The sequence below is a fragment of the Streptomyces sp. NPDC058650 genome (assembly GCF_042717315.1).
In the GTDB taxonomy this organism is placed as follows: domain Bacteria; phylum Actinomycetota; class Actinomycetes; order Streptomycetales; family Streptomycetaceae; genus Streptomyces.
The window spans coordinates 304,548-321,727 of the sequence record NZ_JBHXRL010000001.1; the positions used below are offsets into that span (position 1 = coordinate 304,548).

Sequence of the window (17,180 nt, forward strand, 5' to 3'; positions counted from 1 at the left end):
CTCCACATGACGCGACACGTTCGCATGATCACGGCACCCAGGGTGACCCGCGACCCCCGAGGAGAATCATGAAGGGCCTGCACCGGCTCAGCCGGCGTCGCCGAACAGTGACGGTAGGACTGTCGGCCGCGGCGGTGGTGGCCGGTGTCGTGACGCTCCTCCCCAGCTCCGCCGGAGCCGCGAACCTGGGTACGCAGGCGGCCCCCTCGGGCAGGTACTTCGGCACCGCTGTGGCCGCCGGCAGGCTCGGCGACTCGGCGTACACCGCGATCGCCGACCGGGAGTTCAACATGATCACCCCGGAGAACGAGATGAAGTGGGACGCCGTCCAGCCGTCCCGCGGCACCTTCAAGTTCGGCCCCGCCGACCGCATCGTCGACCGTGCGAAGGCGAACGGCCAGCGCGTGCGCGGCCACACCACGGTCTGGCACTCGCAGCTCCCCGCATGGGTCGGCTCGATCGGCGACGCGAACACGCTGCGCAGCGTGATGAACGGCCACATCACCACCACGATGACCCACTTCAAGGGCAGGATCTACGCCTGGGACGTGGTCAACGAGGCGTTCGCTGACGGCCCCAGCGGCCGGCTCCGCAGCTCGGTGTTCCAGAAGGTCCTGGGCAACGGCTTCATCGAGGAAGCGTTCCGCACCGCCCGTGCGGCCGACTCCTCGGCCAAGCTCTGTTACAACGACTACAACATCGAGAACTGGTCGGACGCCAAGACCCAGGGCGTCTACCGGATGGTCAAGGACTTCACGTCCCGCGGCGTGCCCATCGACTGCGTCGGACTCCAGAGCCACTTCGGGGCGGACGGCCCGCCGGCGAGCTTCAAGACCACCCTGGCCAACTTCGCCGCCCTGGGCGTCGACGTCCAGATCACCGAGCTGGACATCGCCCAGGCATCACCCACCCACTACGCCGACGCGGTCAAAGCCTGCCTGTCCGTAGCCCGGTGCACCGGCATCACGGTGTGGGGCGTCCGTGACAGCGACTCCTGGCGCAGCGGCGAAAACCCGCTGCTGTTCGACAACAACGGCAAGCCCAAGCCCGCGTACACCGCCGTCATGAACGCCCTCAACGCCGGCTCGGGGCCCACCCCGAGCAAGCCGTCCGACGGTGCCGGTACCGGTACGGGTACGGGGACGGGGGAGATCAAGGGCGCGGCCTCCGGCCGCTGTATCGACATCCCCGCCTCCACCACCGCCAACGGCACCCAGGCGCAGCTGTGGACCTGTGGCGGACAGGGCAACCAGCGTTGGACCTACACCGACGGCAAGCAGCTGAAGATCCACGGCAACAAGTGCCTGGACGCCAAGAGCAAGGGCACCGCCAACGGCACCGCGGTGGTCATCTGGGACTGCAACGGCGGCACCAACCAGCAGTGGAACATCAACACGAACGGCACGATCGTCGGTGTCCAGTCAGGGCTGTGTCTCGACGCCGTCGGCGCGGCCACCGCCGACGGCACCAAGATCCAGTTGCACTCCTGCTGGTCCGGCAGCAATCAGAAGTGGACCGCCCCGTCCGGGTCGGGCGGCGGCACGTGCGCGCTTCCGTCGACGTACACGTGGAGTTCGACGGGTGCCCTGGCGCAGCCGGCGAACGGGTGGGCCTCGCTGAAGGACTTCACCAGCGTGGTGCACAACGGCAAGCACGTGGTCTACGGGTCGAACTTCAACGGATCGAAGTACGGCTCGATGACGTTCAGCCCCTTCACCCACTGGTCGGACATGGCGTCCGCCGGACAGAAGGCGATGAACCAGCCCGCGGTCGCGCCCACGCTGTTCTACTTCGCGCCCAAGAAGATCTGGGTCCTCGCGTACCAGTGGGGTCAGTGGCCCTTCATCTACCGCACGTCGAGCGACCCCACCGACCCCAACGGCTGGTCCGCGCCGCAGCCGCTGTTCACCGGCAGCATCCCCCGCACCGACTCCCCCACCGGCCCGATCGACCAGACCCTGATCGCCGACGACCAGAACATGCACCTGTTCTTCGCCGGTGACAACGGCAAGATCTACCGGTCGAGCATGCCGATCGGGAACTTCCCGGGCAGCTTCGGCTCGTCGTACACGACGGTCATGAGCGATACGGAGGCCAACCTGTTCGAGGCCCCCCAGGTCTACAAGGTCCAGGGCCGGCAGCAGTACCTCATGATCGTCGAGGCGAAGGGCGCGAACGGGCGCTACTTCCGCTCTTTCACGGCCTCCAGCCTGAGCGGTTCGTGGACCCCGCAGGCAGCCACCGAGAGCAACCCCTTTGCGGGCAAGGCGAACAGCGGTGCCGCCTGGACCAACGACATCAGCCACGGTGACCTGGTCCGCACCGATCCCGACCAGACCATGACGATCGACCCCTGCGACCTGCAGTTCCTCTACCAGGGCAAGTCCCCCACCGCGGGCGGCCCCTACGACCGACTGCCGTACCGGCCGGGTCTCCTCACCCTGCAGCGCTGACTGCCCGATCCACGGTGACACGCAAGGAGAAACAACCCCCCATGAAGAACCCCACGAACGGTGGACGCCGCGGGCGTCACCGCCGTCGCTGGACCGCGACAGGACTGCTGCTCGGAGCGCCCGCTCTCGTCGTGCCGTACCTCCTGTTCGTGCAGGACGACTCGCAGGCCGCGACGGTCGACGGCAATGCCTACTACCGGTTGGTCTCCGTACGCAGTGGCAAGGCCCTGGACGTCAACGCCTTCTCCACCGCCGACGGCACCCGCGTCCAGCAGTGGACCGACCAGAACACCGCAAACCAGCAGTGGAAGCTGCGACCCACCGGGAACGGCTACTACGAGCTGGTGAACCGCAACAGCGGCAAAGTGCTCGGCATAGCGGGCGGTTCGTCCGCCCAGGCGGCCGCCGCCGAGCAGCAGACCGACAGCTCCTCCACGTCCCAGGAGTGGCGGATCGGCGAGGTGAGCGGTTCCGACGCGGTCACGTTCACCTCCCGCAGGAGCGGCCAGGTCCTGGACGTCTCCGGAGCCTCCACGGCCGACGGCGCGGCGGTCATCCAGTATCCCGGCAAGGGCAGCACCAACCAGCAGTGGAAGCTGGTGAAGGCGGCCGAGTCGCAGGCGGCCGGAACCGGACCTTATGTGTGGAACAACGCCCAGGTGGTGGGCGGCGGTTACGTCACCGGGCTGGTGTTCAACCCGCGCGCGAAAGGCCTGCTGTACGCGCGCACCGACATGGGCGGCGCCTACCGCTGGGACGCCGCGGCCGAGCAGTGGATCCCGCTGACCGACTGGGTCGGCGAGAAGGACTGGAACCTGCTGGGCATCGACGCGCTGGCCACCGACCCCGTCGACCCCGACCGGCTCTACCTCGCGGCGGGTACCTACACCAACAGCTGGGCGGGCAACGGCGCGATCCTGCGCTCCACCGACCGCGGCCGCACCTTCAAGCGCACCGATCTGCCCTTCAAGCTGGGTGCCAACGAGGACGGCCGCGGGGCCGGCGAGCGGCTGGTGATCGACCCCGCGAACAACGGCACGCTGCTCCTCGGCACCCGTAAGAACGGCCTGTGGCGCAGCACCGACCACGGCGTGACGTGGAGTCAGGTCTCCTCGTTCCCCGTCAAGGACGGGGCGAGCAGCGGCGCGGGCGTCTCCTTCGTGACGTACGGCCCGGCCGGAAGCAGGACGGTCTATGTCGGCGTCGCCGACAAGTCCACCTCCCTGTATCGCTCCACCGACGGCGGCAGCACCTGGCAGGCCGTCTCCGGGCAGCCCACCGGCCAGATGCCGCAGCGCGGCGTGCTCTCCGGTGACGGCTCGCTGTACCTGACGTACACCGACGTCGTCGGGCCCAACGGCGTGACCGCGGGCTCGGTGTGGAAGTACACGCCGGCGGGCGGGGCGTGGAAGAACGTCTCGCCCTCCAAGGGCGGTTACGGGTTCTCCGGTCTGGCCGTCGACCCGCAGAAGCCGTCCACGGTGATGGTGACCACCCTCGACCGCTGGTGGCCCGAGGACGAGATCTACCGGACCACCGACGGCGGCACGACCTGGAAGGCGCTGGCCGACAAGTCGGTGCGGGACGCCTCCGCCGCTCCTTACGTCGGTACCGGCACCGGGCACTGGATGACCGCCCTGGCCATCGATCCCTTCCATTCCGGGCACGTGCTGTACGGCACCGGCAGCGGCATCTGGCGCAGCAAGGACGCCGACGCCACCGACAGCGGCGGCACCAGCCACTGGACCGTGGGGGCCCGAGGCCTGGAGGAGACCGCGCTGATGGACGTGATCGCCCCGCCCGGCGGCGCCACCGCCATCACCGCCATGGGTGACCTGGGGGGTTTCCGCCACGACTCGCTGACCAGGGTGCCCGCCGGCCGGCTGGACGACCCGATGATGATCACCAGCACCGACATCGATTTCGCCCAGTCCGACCCCTCGGCGATGGTCCGCGTCGGCCGTGGCGGCGCGAAGGACGGCGCCTACTCCACCGACGGCGGCCGCAGCTGGAAGGGCTTCGCGTCGGAGCCGGTGGGCAGCTCCGACAGCGGCCATGTGGCGCTCTCGGCGGACGGCTCCGCCATCGTCTGGACCGAGGCCGGTCAGGTCCCGTACCGCTCGACCGACAAGGGGGCGAGCTGGTCGAAGGTCAGCGGCCTCGGCACCGGCGCCGTGGTCATCGCCGACCGCTCCTCGGGCAGGACCTTCTACTCACTGGCCGGCGGCACGCTCCACGCCAGCACCGACGGCGGCGCGACCTTCACCGCCCGCGCCACCGGCCTGCCCGCCGGCCGGCTCACGGCCGTCCCCGGCATCGCCGGGGACCTGTGGATCGCCGGCGGCGCCAAGGGGGTGCTGCACTCCACCGACGGCGGCCGCACCTTCACCACGCTCACCACCGTGCGGTCCGCCTCCGCCCTCGGCTTCGGCAAGGCCGCGCCGGGCGCCTCCTACCAGGCGCTGTACCTGATCGGTACCGTCAAGGACGTCACCGGCGTCTTCCGCTCCACCGACAAGGGCGCCACCTGGCTCCGTGTCAACGACGACGCCCACCAGTGGGGCAGCATCGGCGGTGTCGGCGTCATCGCCGGCGACCCCGACACCTACGGCCGTGTCTATGTCGGCACCAACGGACGCGGCCTCCAGTACGGCGACCCGTCCTGACCCCGACGCCCGAGCGGGGCCGCAGGCACAACGGCCTGCGGCCCCGCCGGGCGGCTCATGAAACGAATGGCACCCGCTCCTCCCGGTCAGTCGTGGCGGGCGACCTTGACGGCTGAGATCAGCAGGATGACCGCGAGTGCGGGCATGACGACCACGTCGGGGACCACCCCGAGCAGGAGCCCGCCAAGGAGCGCCCCGACGATCGAACCCGTGGCCATGAGTCCGGCGAAGCGCACTTGGGCGCCGAGGACGGCGAAGCCGCCGTCGCGGCTGTAGCGAGCGAACGCGACGAGCATCGTGGGGAGGGACACCAGCAGGGACAGGCTTCCCGCCACCTTGATGTCTGCCCCGTACAGCAGCACGATCGTGGGGATCAGCAGCTCTCCGCCCGCGACGCCCATGAGCGCGGCGACCACACCGATGCCGAAGCCGGCGGCCACTCCGGCCACCACCTGCACGACGGTCGGCAGGGCGAGCGATCCCACGGCGGTGGTGTGCGTGACGACCAGCGCGGCAGCCATGCCGACCATGAGGATCGCCAGGACCTTGTAGAGGGTGGCAGACCGCATCCGCACGGCCCACGAGGCTCCCGCCCATGCGCCGAGCAGGCTCCCTGCCAGCAGGTTGACCGCGATCGACCAGTGGGCGCCCAGCTCACCGAAGGAGACCGCTGCCAGGCGGGCGGGCAGAGCGGTGACCACGACGACCAGGCTCATCGCCTTGTTCAGGATGACGGCCGACAGCGCCGCGAAGCCGAACATGCCGATCAGGAGCGGGAGCCGGAACTCCGCGCCGCCCAGTCCGATCATCCCGCCCAGCACACCCACCAGAGCGCCGGCGCCGAAGACCAGCGGTGCCGATCGCAGCCGTGCGGATGCCACGAGGCTCCTGTCCGACGTCACATCGCCCATGCCCGCCCTCCGCGCGCCAGGGCGGCAACCGCAGGTTCGGTGTCAGTCATGTGGGCAGTCTGACGGACCCGAAAGGCCGTACCCAGTGGACGATCGCACCAGGTCACAGGGACGAGATCCGCGATCCATCCCAGGCCCTGACCTCGTGGACCGCGGCACGATACGAGCCTTGCGGCGCGGTACGAGCCTTGCGGCGCGGTACGAGCCTTGCGGCGCGTCTACCGGACGTGGGGTGGCGAGCTGCGCGGGGTTACCAGGCCGGATTCGTAGGCGAGGATCACGAGCTGGGCGCGGTCGCGGGCATGGAGCTTGGTCATGGCCCGGTTGACGTGGGTCTTCGCGGTCAGCGGGCTGATCACCATGCGCGCCGCGATCTCGTCGTTGGACAGGCCGTGCGCAACCAGGGCGACGGCCTCCCGTTCTCGGCTGGTCAAGCCATCCAGCACCGCGCCCGTGTCGGTGGGGAGCGGCTCGGCGACGTACCGGTTGATCAGCTTGCGGGTGATCGAGGGCGCGAGGAGGGCGTCGCCGCGCGCGGCCACGCGTACGGCGTGGAGGAAGTCCTCCGGGACGATGTCCTTGACGAGGAATCCGGCGGCCCCCGCGGACAGGGCGTCGAAGACGTACTCGTCCAGGCCGTAGTTGGTGAGGATGACGACGTGGACCCCGGTCAGCGCCGGGTCGGCCGCGATGCGCCGGGTCGTCTCGATGCCGTCGAGGACCGGCATCTGGATGTCGATGAGTGCGATGTCGGGTAGATGCTCTCTGGCGAGCTCCAGGCCCTCCTGCCCGTTGGCGGCTTCGGCCACGACCTCTATGTCGTCTTCGAGGTCGAGGAACGCGCGGAATCCGCTGCGGATGAGCGGCTGGTCGTCGACCAGCAGGACACGGATCACGAGGCACGCTCCACGGGCAGTTCGGCCTGGACGGTGAAGCCGCCCTCGTCGCGCGGTGCTGCTCGGAGTCGGCCTCCGAGGGCGGTGACGCGTTCGCGCATCCCGAGCAGTCCGATGCCTGGCGCGGGGGCGGTGTCCGGCGTGGCCTTGCCGTCGTCGTCGACCTGCAGGGCGACGGCGTCCGGGCGGTAGTCGATGCGGACCGATGCCGTGGTGGCGTCCGCGTGACGGGCGATGTTGGTGAGGGACTCCTGGACGATCCGGTAGAGCGTGCGGCCCACCGCGGCCGGTACGTCGTGCTGCCGGCCCTGGATCGACAGTGTCGCCCGCACACCGGTCTTGCCGGCCCGTTCCACCAGTTCGGGGATGTGGTCGAGGCCGTGCGGTGGGGTGGTGTCGTCGTCGCGCAGGGCCTCCAGGGTGGCGCGGAGCTCCCGGGACGCCTCCCGGCCGGCCTCTCGGATGGCCAGCAGGGCCTCCGGGACCGGTTCGCCACGCTTGCGGGCCACATGGACGGCCGCTTCGGACTGCACCTTGATCACCGAGATCTGATGGGTGAGCGAATCGTGCAGCTCCCGCGCGATGTGCAGCCGCTCCTCGTCGGCGCGGCGCCGCGCGGTCTCCTCCCGGGTGCGTTCGGCTTCGTCGGCCCGCTGCTCGGCCTGCCGGAGAGCTTCACCGGCGGCGCCGGCGGCGATGAGCCAGGCGATTTCGAGGGCCCCCCGGGCCTGCGCGAACGCCTCGCCCGTGTCGTGCAGGCCCGAGGCGAGGGCAGCGACGGGGAGGGAGGCCAGCACAGCCACGCTCACCGCCACCGTGACGACGCGGTGTCCCGCCCGCATGGCCGCGTACACCGCGAAGAGGAACGCGACGGCGGCCACGTCGAACCCTGCCGCCTGGTACCCCACCGCGCACAGCCCGGTGACGGCGAGGACCGCGACCGGAGCCCGGCGGCCCGCGGCCAGCGCCAGGCCGCCGACCGCCAACAGCACGTAGCCGAGCAGGCCGAGGCCCGTGGCGGAGTGCTGCCCCGACAGACCGGTGACCAGCAGCGCCGCCGCCACTCCCACGGCGATCAGCCAGTCCCTGACATCGGCCCTGACGCGGAACCGTCCTCTGCTCATGCGCGCACCGTAGCCCGAGGCCGCCGCGGGCGGATCCCACTCGCGGACGAGCGGCCGACTACCACGCCCGCGGTAGCCCGGCGGCAGCTGCCGCGTCCGTGGTAGCGCGAAGTGCCTGCGCCTGCTGGACGACCTGCCAGGGGCCCGGCCGACATGCTCGAACCCCATCCAGTCCCGGGAAGAGAAGGAGCACCCTGATGTCCGCTCGTCGCCTGTTCACCGCCTCCGCGACCGCCCTGCTCGGCGGGCTCGGTCTTGCCACACCGGCGGCGGCGCACGCCTCGGTCCCGCCTGTCGCCGCCGCCGTCACCGACTTCAGCCTCGGGAGGCTCGGAGCCACCACCGGCGGGCTGTTGGGGCTGGCCGCCGTGGTCGTCGCCGTGCTGGCGCTGACCCGACCCGCCGGTCGTCTCGGCATCGCCAACGGGTCGCTCGGCGCCATGGCGGCCGTGGGCGCGGGGCTGATCGCCATGACTCTCGGGGGGCTGGTCGCGGCCACCGCCGCCGGTGGACTCGGCACCGGCAACGGGCTGGGCGGCGCCTACGTGGCCCTGCTGCTCGGACTGACCGGAACTGCCCTGGGCGGGCGCGCTCTGACCCGCTCCCGCCGCACCCGTTGACCGCAGCGGATCCGTGTTCCGCCATGCCCCCGGGCAGTGTTCCCGGACCGAAATCGCCTGGTCAGAGACCACTCGTCCGGCCACGGGACGGAGTACGCTGAAGGTACCGGGAGTAAGTCGAGCACCCGCTCCCACGCGGACGTCGTTTCCGGCGATCAAGACACTGGGCCGCCCTGCAGGGCGGCCCGGAGACAGGTCCGCGATCATGACCGCCGCGCTCGCGCCCCCGCTATCGGCACGCCTGTCACTGACACCGAAGACCACCCTCACCGGCCTCTTGGACGGCGCCTGGTGGCCTCGTTCGCGTGACCTCGCCACCGAGCTCCCGCCGTTGGTCGACACGCTGGAGGAGCGGTACGGACGCATCACCCGCGTCACGGTGAACCCCACCCGCTGGCCCGTCGTCCCGCACAAGGTTCCCGCCACCGGGCACACCGTGCACGTCGGCTGGTTCACCGAACAGGACCCCGACAAGATGATCCTGCTCTCCTACGCCGTCGGCCGCTGCGACCTGCTGGTGATCCCGCCAGAGACCGAACCCGCCGCAGCCGCCCGGCTCATGACCGCCGCGGCCACCCCCGGCAGCGTCCTGCCCGCCGGCGTCCTGATGTCCGACGAAACCGCGACCGGCCGCCGTACGCGGGACGCCCGCGGCAGCGAGGACGCCTGGGAGACCGACGGCGGGCCCGCCCTGCCGCCGCTCCGGCACGCGATCGTCGGAGCTCGGATGATCGCGCTACCGCGAACCCCGCGGAGGTGACGTCATGGAGCCCCTGATCGCGCTCGCCGCGGTCGCCCTGCTGATCGCCCTCGGCGTGCGCCTGATCCACCGGCTCAACGCCCAGCACGACGCACGCATCGCGGCCCACCATTTCAGCGACCCCTACCCGGCCATCATGCGGCCGCCCGGCCACAGCCCCCACACGCCGACAGCGCAAGCCTCCCGCCGCCGGCGCACGGGCACCTGGCCCTAGACCACTCCGCCTGCCCGCTCGCCCGCCCTGGCGCACGGTCGTAAAATCGAAGGTGGATCGAGCACGCTCACGTGTGACGATCCGGAAGGGCGGCCTCGGCGGAGTGAATGCGCTGGGGCCGTTGTGACGACCGCCGCCATGAGGCCCGCGCACCGACATCTCGCGGAGCCCTGGTTCACGTCCGGAGTCGTGCCCGCCGCTGACGTCTATCGAGACCGCTCCCACTCGGTCCGGGAGAGTTCGTACTCGACTTCACCGTGCTCAGAGCCCTCGATCTGCTCCGGCCAGTCCCCGGTGAAGTGGCGGATGAAGGACAGGCCCGCCTTTTCCATGACGCGACGGGAGCGGGTGTTGACGGCCATGGTGTTGGCGGTGACCCGCTCGACCTCCAGGTCCGTGAACCCCTTGTGGACCAGGGCCTGGCACCCCTCGGTGGCGTAACCGCGTCCCCATGCCGCCTGGTTCAACCGGTAGCCGAGTTCGACCACGGCAGGGCTGTCCTCCTCCAGCGGCCGGAACTCGAACCAGCCCAGGAAGGTGCCGGTGGGCTTCTCCTGTGCGGCCCAGTAACCGCGGGTCCTCCAGCACGGGTAGTCGTGCAGGAGCCGCGGGAGGGTCCTCGTCTCGATCACCTCTCGGCTCGTGGGGCGGCCGCCGTTGATGAAGCGCATGACCTCGGGGTCGTTGTCCAGGGCGAGCAGATGGTCGACGTCGGCCGCCGTGAACGCGCGCAGGACGAGCCGGTCGGTCTCCAGGAAGTGGGGCATGCCCCGATCGTCACCGGGGGCGGACCGGACCTGCCACCGATTTTCCGGCCGCCGACAGACGGTGGTGTTCATGCCGCGAGGACCTCGGATCACTCGACCATGACGCCCGCTCCACCATGACGCCCCGCTCGTCCTTGCCCGCGAAGCCCGGGGCCGATCCCCCAGGTCCTGAGTACTGCTCCGGCCGGACATGCGCCCGCTCGCCCGCGTAGCGCCCTGGTTTCAGGGCGTACGGCGGGGCGGGCGGGCGGGAGAAGAGCATCGTGGTCAGGAGGCGGCGAGGAAGATGGCGATGTAGTGCGCGGTGAAGGCTGCCACGGTCAGGGCGTGGAAGACCTCGTGGAAGCCGAACCAGCGGGGCGAGGGGTTGGGGCGCTGGAGGGCGTAGACGATCGCGCCCGCGCTGTAGAGAAGCCCGCCCGTCACGATCAGGGAGACCACCGCGACCCCGCCGTTGTGGAGGAAGTCGGGCAGGTACCGCACGGGTGCCCAGCCCAGGGCCAGGTAGCAGGGGGTGTACAGCCAGCGGGGCGCTCCGACCCACAGGACACGGAAGGCGATGCCGACCAGGGCGCCCGTCCACACGATCCACAGCAGGACGGACCACTGGTCCGGGGCGAGCAGGAGCACGGCGAGCGGGGTGCACGTGCCGGCGATGATCAGGAAGATGTTGGCGTGGTCGAGGCGGCGCAGAACGGCCTCGCCGAGTGGTCCCCAGGTGCCGAGGTGGTAGACGGCGCTGGTCCCGAACAGCAGCCAGGCCGTGACGGAGTACACGGTGCAGGCCAGCACGGCCTGCGGCTTCCCCGCCAGGCAGATGAGGACGATTCCCGCGGCGAGCGACGCGGGGACCATGCCCGCGTGGAGCCAGCCCCGTAGTTTCGGCTTGATCGGTTCCACCAGATCGGCCGCCCGCTCGACCAGGTCGGCGACCGGGCGGGATTCCTCGGCGGGCTTGTCACGGTGCGATCCGGAAGAAGGGCTGGTGGACTCTCGTCCTTCTCCCGTCGCCTCGGAAGCAGGACAGGTGGCTTCGGCGCCGTCCCGGGACGCTGCTTCCCGTCCCGAACCGGAGTGCTGAGTTTCTCTGGCAACCATGTGCACATGCTAGGAACCGCCCGAAAGCCGAGCGCCGCTGGTGCTGCTCGGGCCGCCGGCACGCACGGAACCGGTGAGGGGGCGCACCCGCCACGCGCGGCCGTGCCACGACGTGCCGGCAGCTTCCAAAAACGCTGCACTCGGGGCGAATAAATATCTACGACCGCGGGCTCAGACTTTACCGGGCCCCGCAGGGAGAGTTTTTACCGCAACGCACGGAGAGGGATCGATCTCCACGCAGAAGCCATCGCAGCATGCTACTGTCGATATCAGTTGCAGTTTTGGTACCCAAAGACTTCAGCGCCTCCAGGTGGCTTTCCGCCACACGGGAGCGCTTTTTATTTCCGGTCATTTCCGGTCAGGGCATCATCGCGGCGACACGGCGTCCGTAAAGTGCGGATTCCGGTGTACTGCCCCAAAGGAGATATGACATGGCTGCTGGCACCGTGAAGTGGTTCAACGCGGAAAAGGGTTTCGGCTTCATCGAGCAGGACGGTGGCGGCCCTGACGTGTTCGCCCACTACTCGAACATCGCCGCCCAGGGCTTCCGCGAGCTGCAGGAAGGCCAGAAGGTCACCTTCGACATCGCGCAGGGCCAGAAGGGCCCGACGGCCGAGAACATCGTTCCCGCCTGAAGCTGACGCGTAGTTCGTAGCTGGGGCCCGCATCCCTCGGGGTGCGGGCCCCGGCTACACGCATTTTCCGGCAGCGGTTTCATCGTGCAGGACGACCGCCGATGACCGTCGATGACTGCCGCCCACGGACCCTCCAGGGACGCCTGCCGCTTCGAACCTGTGTCCGCCGTTGTCCTGGATTTCGACGTTCGTTTTACGTCACTTCATTTCAGATTTCAGCGCCTGCGTCGACACGAATTCCAGCGGGCGAGATTCGCTTTCGCATTCCCTCAGGCCCGTTCTTGTGGTTCCCCGCGCAGCTCCACCGTTGCGGGAATTCCTTGATGACGTGCCGCATCAAGGAAGGTTCCGAATGAACCCCACACGTACGAACAACCGCTCCTCCGGCAACCGCCGCCGCGCCGGCGGCTCCGGTTTCGGCTCCACCGCCGCTCCGGTTCGGGCCGGTCGCTTCGGCTCCTCCGCCCCCAGCCGTACGGGAGGCGGCCCGAGCCGCTCGGGCGGCCACGGCCGCCGACCCGCCGCGGTCCAGGGAGAGTTCGCCCTCCCGAAGACGATCACGCCCTCACTGCCCGCCGTCGAGACGTTCGGCGAACTCGACATGCCCAAGGAGCTCCTGGCCGCGCTCACCGCGCAGGGCATGTCCGTGGCGTTCCCGATCCAGGGCGCGACCCTGCCGAACTCCCTCGTGGGCCGTGACGTGCTGGGCCGCGGCCGGACCGGCTCCGGCAAGACGCTCGCCTTCGGCCTGGCCCTCCTGGCCCGCACCGCCGGACAGCGCGCCGAGCCCCGCCGGCCGCTCGCCCTCGTCCTCGTCCCCACCCGCGAGCTGGCGCAGCAGGTGACCGACGCCCTCACGCCCTACGCACGCGCCGTCAGGCTGCGCCTCGCGACCGTGGTCGGCGGCATGCCCATCGGACGCCAGGCGAGCGCCCTGCGCGCGGGTGCCGAAGTCGTCGTCGCCACCCCTGGCCGCCTCAAGGACCTCATCGACCGAGGTGACTGCGGGCTGAACCAGGTCGCGATCTCCGTCCTGGACGAGGCCGACCAGATGGCCGACATGGGGTTCATGCCCCAGGTCACCGCCCTCCTGGACCAGGTCCGCCCCGAAGGCCAGCGGATGCTGTTCTCCGCCACCCTCGACCGCAATGTCGACCTGCTGGTCCGCCGCTACCTCACCGACCCCGTGGTCCACTCCGTCGACCCCTCCCAGGGCGCGGTCACCACGATGGAGCACCACCTCCTGCACGTGCACGGCGCCGACAAGCAGCGGGTGACGACGGAGATCGCGGCGCGCGAGGGCCGGGTGATCATGTTCCTGGACACCAAGCACGCCGTGGACCGGCTCACCCAGGACCTCCTCGACAGCGGAGTCCGCGCGGCGGCGCTCCACGGCGGCAAGACCCAGCCCCAGCGCACCCGTACCCTCGCCCGGTTCAAGACCGGACACGTCACCGTCCTGGTCGCCACGAACGTGGCGGCGCGCGGCATCCACGTCGACAACCTCGACCTCGTCGTCAACGTGGACCCGCCGACCGACCACAAGGACTACCTCCACCGCGGCGGCCGCACCGCCCGCGCGGGCGAGTCCGGCAGCGTCGTCACCCTGGTCACCTCCAGCCAGCGCCGCGGCCTGACCCGCCTCATGGCCACCGCCGGCATCGTCCCGCAGAGCACCCAGGTCCGCTCCGGCGAGGAAGCACTCCACCGGATCACCGGCGCCCGGACCCCCTCCGGTGTCCCGGTCACCATCACCGCGCCGGCGACCGAGCAGCGTAAGCGCGGCCCGGTGTCCCGTGGCCGACGCAGCCCCGCTTCGGCGGCCCGGCGCGCGAGCGCGCGTCAGCCCGGCGCATGAGCGCGCGGCGGTCCGGCGCATGAGCGCGTGCCGGTCCGCCGTCGGCCCGGCGGCCCGCACGTCACGTGAACAGGGAACCGACCCATCTCCGTAGGAGGCACTTTTGACGCTGGTCCAGACGCAGCCCCGCTCGGCGAACGCCACCCCCGTGAACAGGACGGTGGCCGACGCCATGGACACGGCCGCACCCCGGGTCGGTGACGACATGACCGTGGAAGTGGCCCTCTCCGTCGTGATCAGTGCCCGCGCGGGGCATCTGCTCATCTGTGACGACGACGGCCTGTGTACCCGCCTGGTCACCCGGGCCCAGCTCGTCGCCGTCCGTGACAGCAACGCGTACACGGACCGCGTCCGGCTGCGCGACGTCCCCGGCGACCACGGGCCGTTCACCTCACCCCGCACTCCCATGGACCCGGCCGGACACCCGCTGAGCCGCCGCCGGCTCAGCGCCCTGCCCGTCGCGGCCGGACACGGCAGCGCTCCGGACGTCCTCACCCTCGCCTGAACCGATTCACCGCGGCCGGTCCCTTCTTCCCTTCTCCCTGTGAGGCACCATGCGTTGTGTCATCGCCCGGTTCCCGTTCGACCTGACCAGGAACGGCGTCCTGGAATCCATGAAGGGCGTCAAGCCCGAGCCTGTCACCGGCGAATCCGTGATCGTCGGCCGCCGGACCTACCCCGTCAAGCAGGTCGGCCAGATCATCACCCGCCAGGACCGCCGCGACTTCAGCGCCGGTGAAGTCGTGCGGGCCATGACCCGGCTCGGCTTCACCTGCCGCGGGCTTCCCGGCACCGGCGCCCCCGCACACGACGTCACCCCGGTCCAGCGGGCGTCCGCGCTGCTCGGCACCGCGGTCGCCGTCTGACCGACGGGACGGGCGCGAGCCGCCACCGGAACAGCCAGGAGGGCCCGACCAGCGCACGCTGGTCGGGCCCTCTCGCGTACCGGCGGCGCTGTGTCAGTGGCCGGAGTACCTGAAGTCGCCCGTGGTCCGGACCCTGCGGTGCATGCGGCTCTGCACGTCCTGGACCGGCCGTGAAGGACTAGCTCTCCTCCGGGCGCACGAAAATCTCTCTTGGCCAGAGTAGACATTGGATGGTGACGTGGTTATGGTTTCTCTCGTAACCCAGCAAGACAAGAGGGCTCGGCAGAGATGAACTGCCGGGCAGCAGTACCCGCAGGTGCAGTTGGCAGGACGGTGCGGTGGTGGAGTTTCGAAGCCAGGGTTTTCGCAGGACGGCGACGGGACTGACGACCGGACCGGGTGGCCCGCAGTGATCAGGGGCCGCCGCGAACGGGACCGCTGTCATGGCAGTCGCGGTACCCGTAGGTGCAGTACGCAGTACCAGCAGTACGCAGTACCAGCAGTACGCAGTACCAGCAGTAAGAAGTTGATCACCGAGGGAAGAACGGAGGAGCCAGGCGCCATCAGGATCGCCCGGGCGGAAGCCTTGAGCCCGGGTACCGCAGGACATCGATAGTGAGGTGGTCTCCGGTCAAGCAACCGCGATCCCCGCGTGCCCGACAGCTTCTCGGTCGGGTCGGCGGAAACAGAAGGCCGGTGCAGTATCAGGACCGGCAGATGGTGTAGTAGTTCCTTCGGGGCCCTGGTGCCAGTACGGCACCAGGGCCCCTCAACGCGTTCACCAGAGAGGTGCCAGTGACAGCAGACGACTCCTTCGGCCGTCTCGACGACGACGACTACCCCGCCTACACCATGGGCCGGGCCGCCGAGATGATCGGCACCACCCAGGGCTTCCTGCGCGCCCTGGGCGAAGCCCGCCTCATCACCCCGCTCCGCTCCGGCGGCGGCCACCGCCGCTACTCCCGCTACCAACTGCGCATCGCCGCCCGCGCCCGGGAACTCGTCGACCAGGGCACCCCCATCGAGGCCGCCTGCCGCATCATCATCCTCGAAGACCAGCTCGAAGAAGCCCAGCGCATCAACGCCGAATACCGCCGCGCCGCCGAATCGACGGACCCGCCGACCGCGGCCTGAGTCGGGTGGGCGGTTCCGGCAGGCGCTCCGCCACCCGGGAGACCAGGGGTGCGGGTTCGATCGGTCACCGCCACGTACGAGGAGACCGGCCGTCGGCGTGTGTGGTGCCGACGAGACCGTGCTCGTAGGCGGTGATGACCAGTTGCACGCGGTCGCGCAGGCCCAGCTTGGTGATGGCCCGGGAGATGTGGGTCTTCGCGGTCAGCGGGCTGATCACCAATGCGGTGGCGATCTCGTCATTGGACAGGCCTTCCGCCACCAGCCTGACCACCTCGTTCTCCCGTGCCGTCAGTGCGTGCAGCGTGGCGGCGGGACGGGGGCGGTGCGCGAAGCGTTCGATGACGCGGCGCGTGACACCCGGGGACAGCAGGGAGTCGCCGGCCGCCACCACCTCGACCGCACGGCGCAGTTCGGCCGGTTCGACCTCCTTGGTGAGGAAGCCGCTCGCTCCTGCCTGGAGCGCCTCGAAGACGTGCTCGTCGGTGTCGAACGTGGTCAGGATGATCACCCTGGTCGCCGGCAGCCCGGTCAGGATGCGGCGCGTGGCCTCGATGCCGTCCATGCCCGGCATCCTGATGTCCATCAGGACGACGTCCGGCCGCAGCAGGGTGGCCTGACACGCACCGCCTCCTCGCCCGAGGCGGCCTCGCCGACGACGGCCAGGAATATGGCGCGGGCGAGCAGACTGCGGAACCCCGCCCGTACGAGCGCCTGGTCGTCGGCGAGCAGCACGCTGATGGTCACGGCGTCCAGCCTGTCACGTCGTCCGTCAGGGGCAGCACGGCCTGGACGGCGAATCCCTTGCCGGCGTCGACGCGCAGCGTTCCCCCGAGGGCCGTGACGCGCTCGCGCATCCCGGTCAGGCCGTGCCCCTCCGTGAAGCCCCCGGCGGGGCGGCCGTCGTCGGAGACCGTCACCTCCAGTGCCCGCGGTCGTGCCCGCACCCGGATGGCGAGGCGCCCGGCGTCGGAGTGGCGCAGGGTGTTGACCACGGCTTCCTGGACGACGCGGTAGGCGGTGAGCGCCTGGGCTGCCGGTACGGCGTCGGGGTCGCCCTCCGCGTCGTAGCGCACGTCCAGCCCGGCCGCCTCGGCCTGCGACACCAGGCCGGCGACGGACTCCAGGCCGTGTCGCGGCACGTCGCGGAGCTCGCCCACGAACGCCTTCAGGTCGGTCAT

16 protein-coding genes and 1 pseudogene are annotated in these 17,180 nt (G+C 70.4%); 10 read left to right on the forward strand and 7 right to left on the reverse strand.

The genetic code is table 11. From position 1 onward, the window contains the following. The first annotated feature begins 68 nt into the window (after window positions 1-68). The gene (locus tag ACFWWU_RS01520; RefSeq protein WP_384137678.1) at window positions 69-2,453 is read left to right on the forward strand and encodes a non-reducing end alpha-L-arabinofuranosidase family hydrolase; all 2,385 of its coding nucleotides are present in this window, start codon (window positions 69-71) and stop codon (window positions 2,451-2,453) included. Between the two features lie 41 nt (window positions 2,454-2,494). Next, on the forward strand, window positions 2,495-5,119 hold the full coding sequence (locus tag ACFWWU_RS01525) for an RICIN domain-containing protein (protein ID WP_384137680.1): 2,625 nt from the start codon (window positions 2,495-2,497) through the stop codon (window positions 5,117-5,119). Between the two features lie 86 nt (window positions 5,120-5,205). On the opposite strand, the gene ACFWWU_RS01530 is transcribed toward ACFWWU_RS01525, so the two are convergent. From ACFWWU_RS01530 to ACFWWU_RS01540, 3 genes are all read right to left on the reverse strand, one after another. Then, window positions 5,206-6,000, reverse strand: coding sequence for a sulfite exporter TauE/SafE family protein (locus ACFWWU_RS01530; protein ID WP_384137682.1), 795 nt, complete (start codon window positions 5,998-6,000; stop codon window positions 5,206-5,208). Window positions 6,001-6,248: 248 nt separating this feature from the next. After that, window positions 6,249-6,926 (reverse strand): response regulator, encoded by a 678-nt coding sequence (locus tag ACFWWU_RS01535; RefSeq protein ID WP_384137684.1) that lies wholly within the window; start codon window positions 6,924-6,926, stop codon window positions 6,249-6,251. Further along, on the reverse strand, window positions 6,923-8,050 hold the full coding sequence (locus tag ACFWWU_RS01540) for a sensor histidine kinase (RefSeq protein WP_384137686.1): 1,128 nt from the start codon (window positions 8,048-8,050) through the stop codon (window positions 6,923-6,925). Before ACFWWU_RS01540 ends, ACFWWU_RS01535 begins: the two co-directional genes overlap by 4 nt. A 197-nt stretch (window positions 8,051-8,247) precedes the next feature. Between ACFWWU_RS01540 and ACFWWU_RS01545 the strand changes: the two genes are divergently transcribed. The 3 genes from ACFWWU_RS01545 to ACFWWU_RS01555 all read left to right on the forward strand — a co-directional run bounded on the left by ACFWWU_RS01545 (window position 8,248) and on the right by ACFWWU_RS01555 (window position 9,644). After that, the gene (locus tag ACFWWU_RS01545; protein WP_384137688.1) at window positions 8,248-8,670 is read left to right on the forward strand and encodes a DUF6223 family protein; all 423 of its coding nucleotides are present in this window, start codon (window positions 8,248-8,250) and stop codon (window positions 8,668-8,670) included. 205 nt (window positions 8,671-8,875) lie between these two features. Continuing rightward, window positions 8,876-9,430 carry a DUF5994 family protein gene (locus ACFWWU_RS01550; RefSeq protein ID WP_384137689.1) on the forward strand — a complete coding sequence of 185 codons (555 nt, stop codon included), beginning with the start codon at window positions 8,876-8,878 and terminating at the stop codon, window positions 9,428-9,430. A gap of 4 nt (window positions 9,431-9,434) precedes the next feature. Next, window positions 9,435-9,644: a hypothetical protein gene (locus tag ACFWWU_RS01555; protein ID WP_384137691.1), complete on the forward strand. Its 210-nt coding sequence runs from the start codon at window positions 9,435-9,437 to the stop codon at window positions 9,642-9,644. A gap of 206 nt (window positions 9,645-9,850) precedes the next feature. On the opposite strand, the gene ACFWWU_RS01560 is transcribed toward ACFWWU_RS01555, so the two are convergent. Beyond that, window positions 9,851-10,411: a GNAT family N-acetyltransferase gene (locus tag ACFWWU_RS01560; RefSeq protein WP_384137692.1), complete on the reverse strand. Its 561-nt coding sequence runs from the start codon at window positions 10,409-10,411 to the stop codon at window positions 9,851-9,853. Window positions 10,412-10,678: 267 nt separating this feature from the next. Continuing rightward, entirely contained in the window at window positions 10,679-11,509 is an 831-nt protein-coding gene (locus ACFWWU_RS01565) for a hemolysin III family protein (protein WP_384137694.1), read from the reverse strand. A gap of 431 nt (window positions 11,510-11,940) precedes the next feature. On the opposite strand from ACFWWU_RS01565, the gene ACFWWU_RS01570 reads away from it, so the two are divergent. From ACFWWU_RS01570 to ACFWWU_RS01590, 5 genes are all read left to right on the forward strand, one after another. After that, on the forward strand, window positions 11,941-12,144 hold the full coding sequence (locus ACFWWU_RS01570) for a cold-shock protein (RefSeq protein WP_020133169.1): 204 nt from the start codon (window positions 11,941-11,943) through the stop codon (window positions 12,142-12,144). A gap of 352 nt (window positions 12,145-12,496) precedes the next feature. Continuing rightward, window positions 12,497-14,002, forward strand: a complete 1,506-nt coding sequence (locus ACFWWU_RS01575) for a DEAD/DEAH box helicase (protein WP_384137697.1) — start codon at window positions 12,497-12,499, stop codon at window positions 14,000-14,002. 103 nt (window positions 14,003-14,105) lie between these two features. Next, complete coding sequence (locus tag ACFWWU_RS01580; RefSeq protein ID WP_384137698.1) at window positions 14,106-14,507, forward strand: hypothetical protein; 402 nt, start codon at window positions 14,106-14,108, stop codon at window positions 14,505-14,507. 49 nt (window positions 14,508-14,556) lie between these two features. Further along, entirely contained in the window at window positions 14,557-14,868 is a 312-nt protein-coding gene (locus ACFWWU_RS01585) for an SCO5918 family protein (protein WP_384137700.1), read from the forward strand. Window positions 14,869-15,663: 795 nt separating this feature from the next. Further along, entirely contained in the window at window positions 15,664-16,002 is a 339-nt protein-coding gene (locus tag ACFWWU_RS01590; RefSeq protein ID WP_384137702.1) for a MerR family transcriptional regulator, read from the forward strand. 64 nt (window positions 16,003-16,066) lie between these two features. On the opposite strand, the pseudogene ACFWWU_RS01595 reads toward ACFWWU_RS01590, so the two are convergent. After that, window positions 16,067-16,746 (reverse strand): annotated as a pseudogene (locus ACFWWU_RS01595) (response regulator). Continuing rightward, window positions 16,743-17,180 carry a sensor histidine kinase gene (locus ACFWWU_RS01600; RefSeq protein WP_384137704.1) on the reverse strand — a complete coding sequence of 146 codons (438 nt, stop codon included), beginning with the start codon at window positions 17,178-17,180 and terminating at the stop codon, window positions 16,743-16,745. Before ACFWWU_RS01600 ends, ACFWWU_RS01595 begins: the two are co-directional and overlap by 4 nt.

Excerpts from the sequence above, each read along its gene's own strand:
- ACFWWU_RS01565 (WP_384137694.1), bottom strand. The coding sequence starts at position 11,509 with ATGGTTGCCAGAGAAACTCAGCACTCCGGTTCGGGACGGGAAGCAGCG.
- ACFWWU_RS01570 (WP_020133169.1), top strand. The coding sequence starts at position 11,941 with ATGGCTGCTGGCACCGTGAAGTGGTTCAACGCGGAAAAGGGTTTCGGC.
- ACFWWU_RS01545 (WP_384137688.1), top strand. The coding sequence starts at position 8,248 with ATGTCCGCTCGTCGCCTGTTCACCGCCTCCGCGACCGCCCTGCTCGGC.
- ACFWWU_RS01560 (WP_384137692.1), bottom strand. The coding sequence starts at position 10,411 with ATGCCCCACTTCCTGGAGACCGACCGGCTCGTCCTGCGCGCGTTCACG.
- ACFWWU_RS01525 (WP_384137680.1), top strand. The coding sequence starts at position 2,495 with ATGAAGAACCCCACGAACGGTGGACGCCGCGGGCGTCACCGCCGTCGC.
- ACFWWU_RS01585 (WP_384137700.1), top strand. The coding sequence starts at position 14,557 with ATGCGTTGTGTCATCGCCCGGTTCCCGTTCGACCTGACCAGGAACGGC.
- ACFWWU_RS01600 (WP_384137704.1), bottom strand. The coding sequence starts at position 17,180 with ATGACCGACCTGAAGGCGTTCGTGGGCGAGCTCCGCGACGTGCCGCGA.
- ACFWWU_RS01540 (WP_384137686.1), bottom strand. The coding sequence starts at position 8,050 with ATGAGCAGAGGACGGTTCCGCGTCAGGGCCGATGTCAGGGACTGGCTG.
- ACFWWU_RS01575 (WP_384137697.1), top strand. The coding sequence starts at position 12,497 with ATGAACCCCACACGTACGAACAACCGCTCCTCCGGCAACCGCCGCCGC.
- ACFWWU_RS01520 (WP_384137678.1), top strand. The coding sequence starts at position 69 with ATGAAGGGCCTGCACCGGCTCAGCCGGCGTCGCCGAACAGTGACGGTA.
- ACFWWU_RS01555 (WP_384137691.1), top strand. The coding sequence starts at position 9,435 with ATGGAGCCCCTGATCGCGCTCGCCGCGGTCGCCCTGCTGATCGCCCTC.
- ACFWWU_RS01550 (WP_384137689.1), top strand. The coding sequence starts at position 8,876 with ATGACCGCCGCGCTCGCGCCCCCGCTATCGGCACGCCTGTCACTGACA.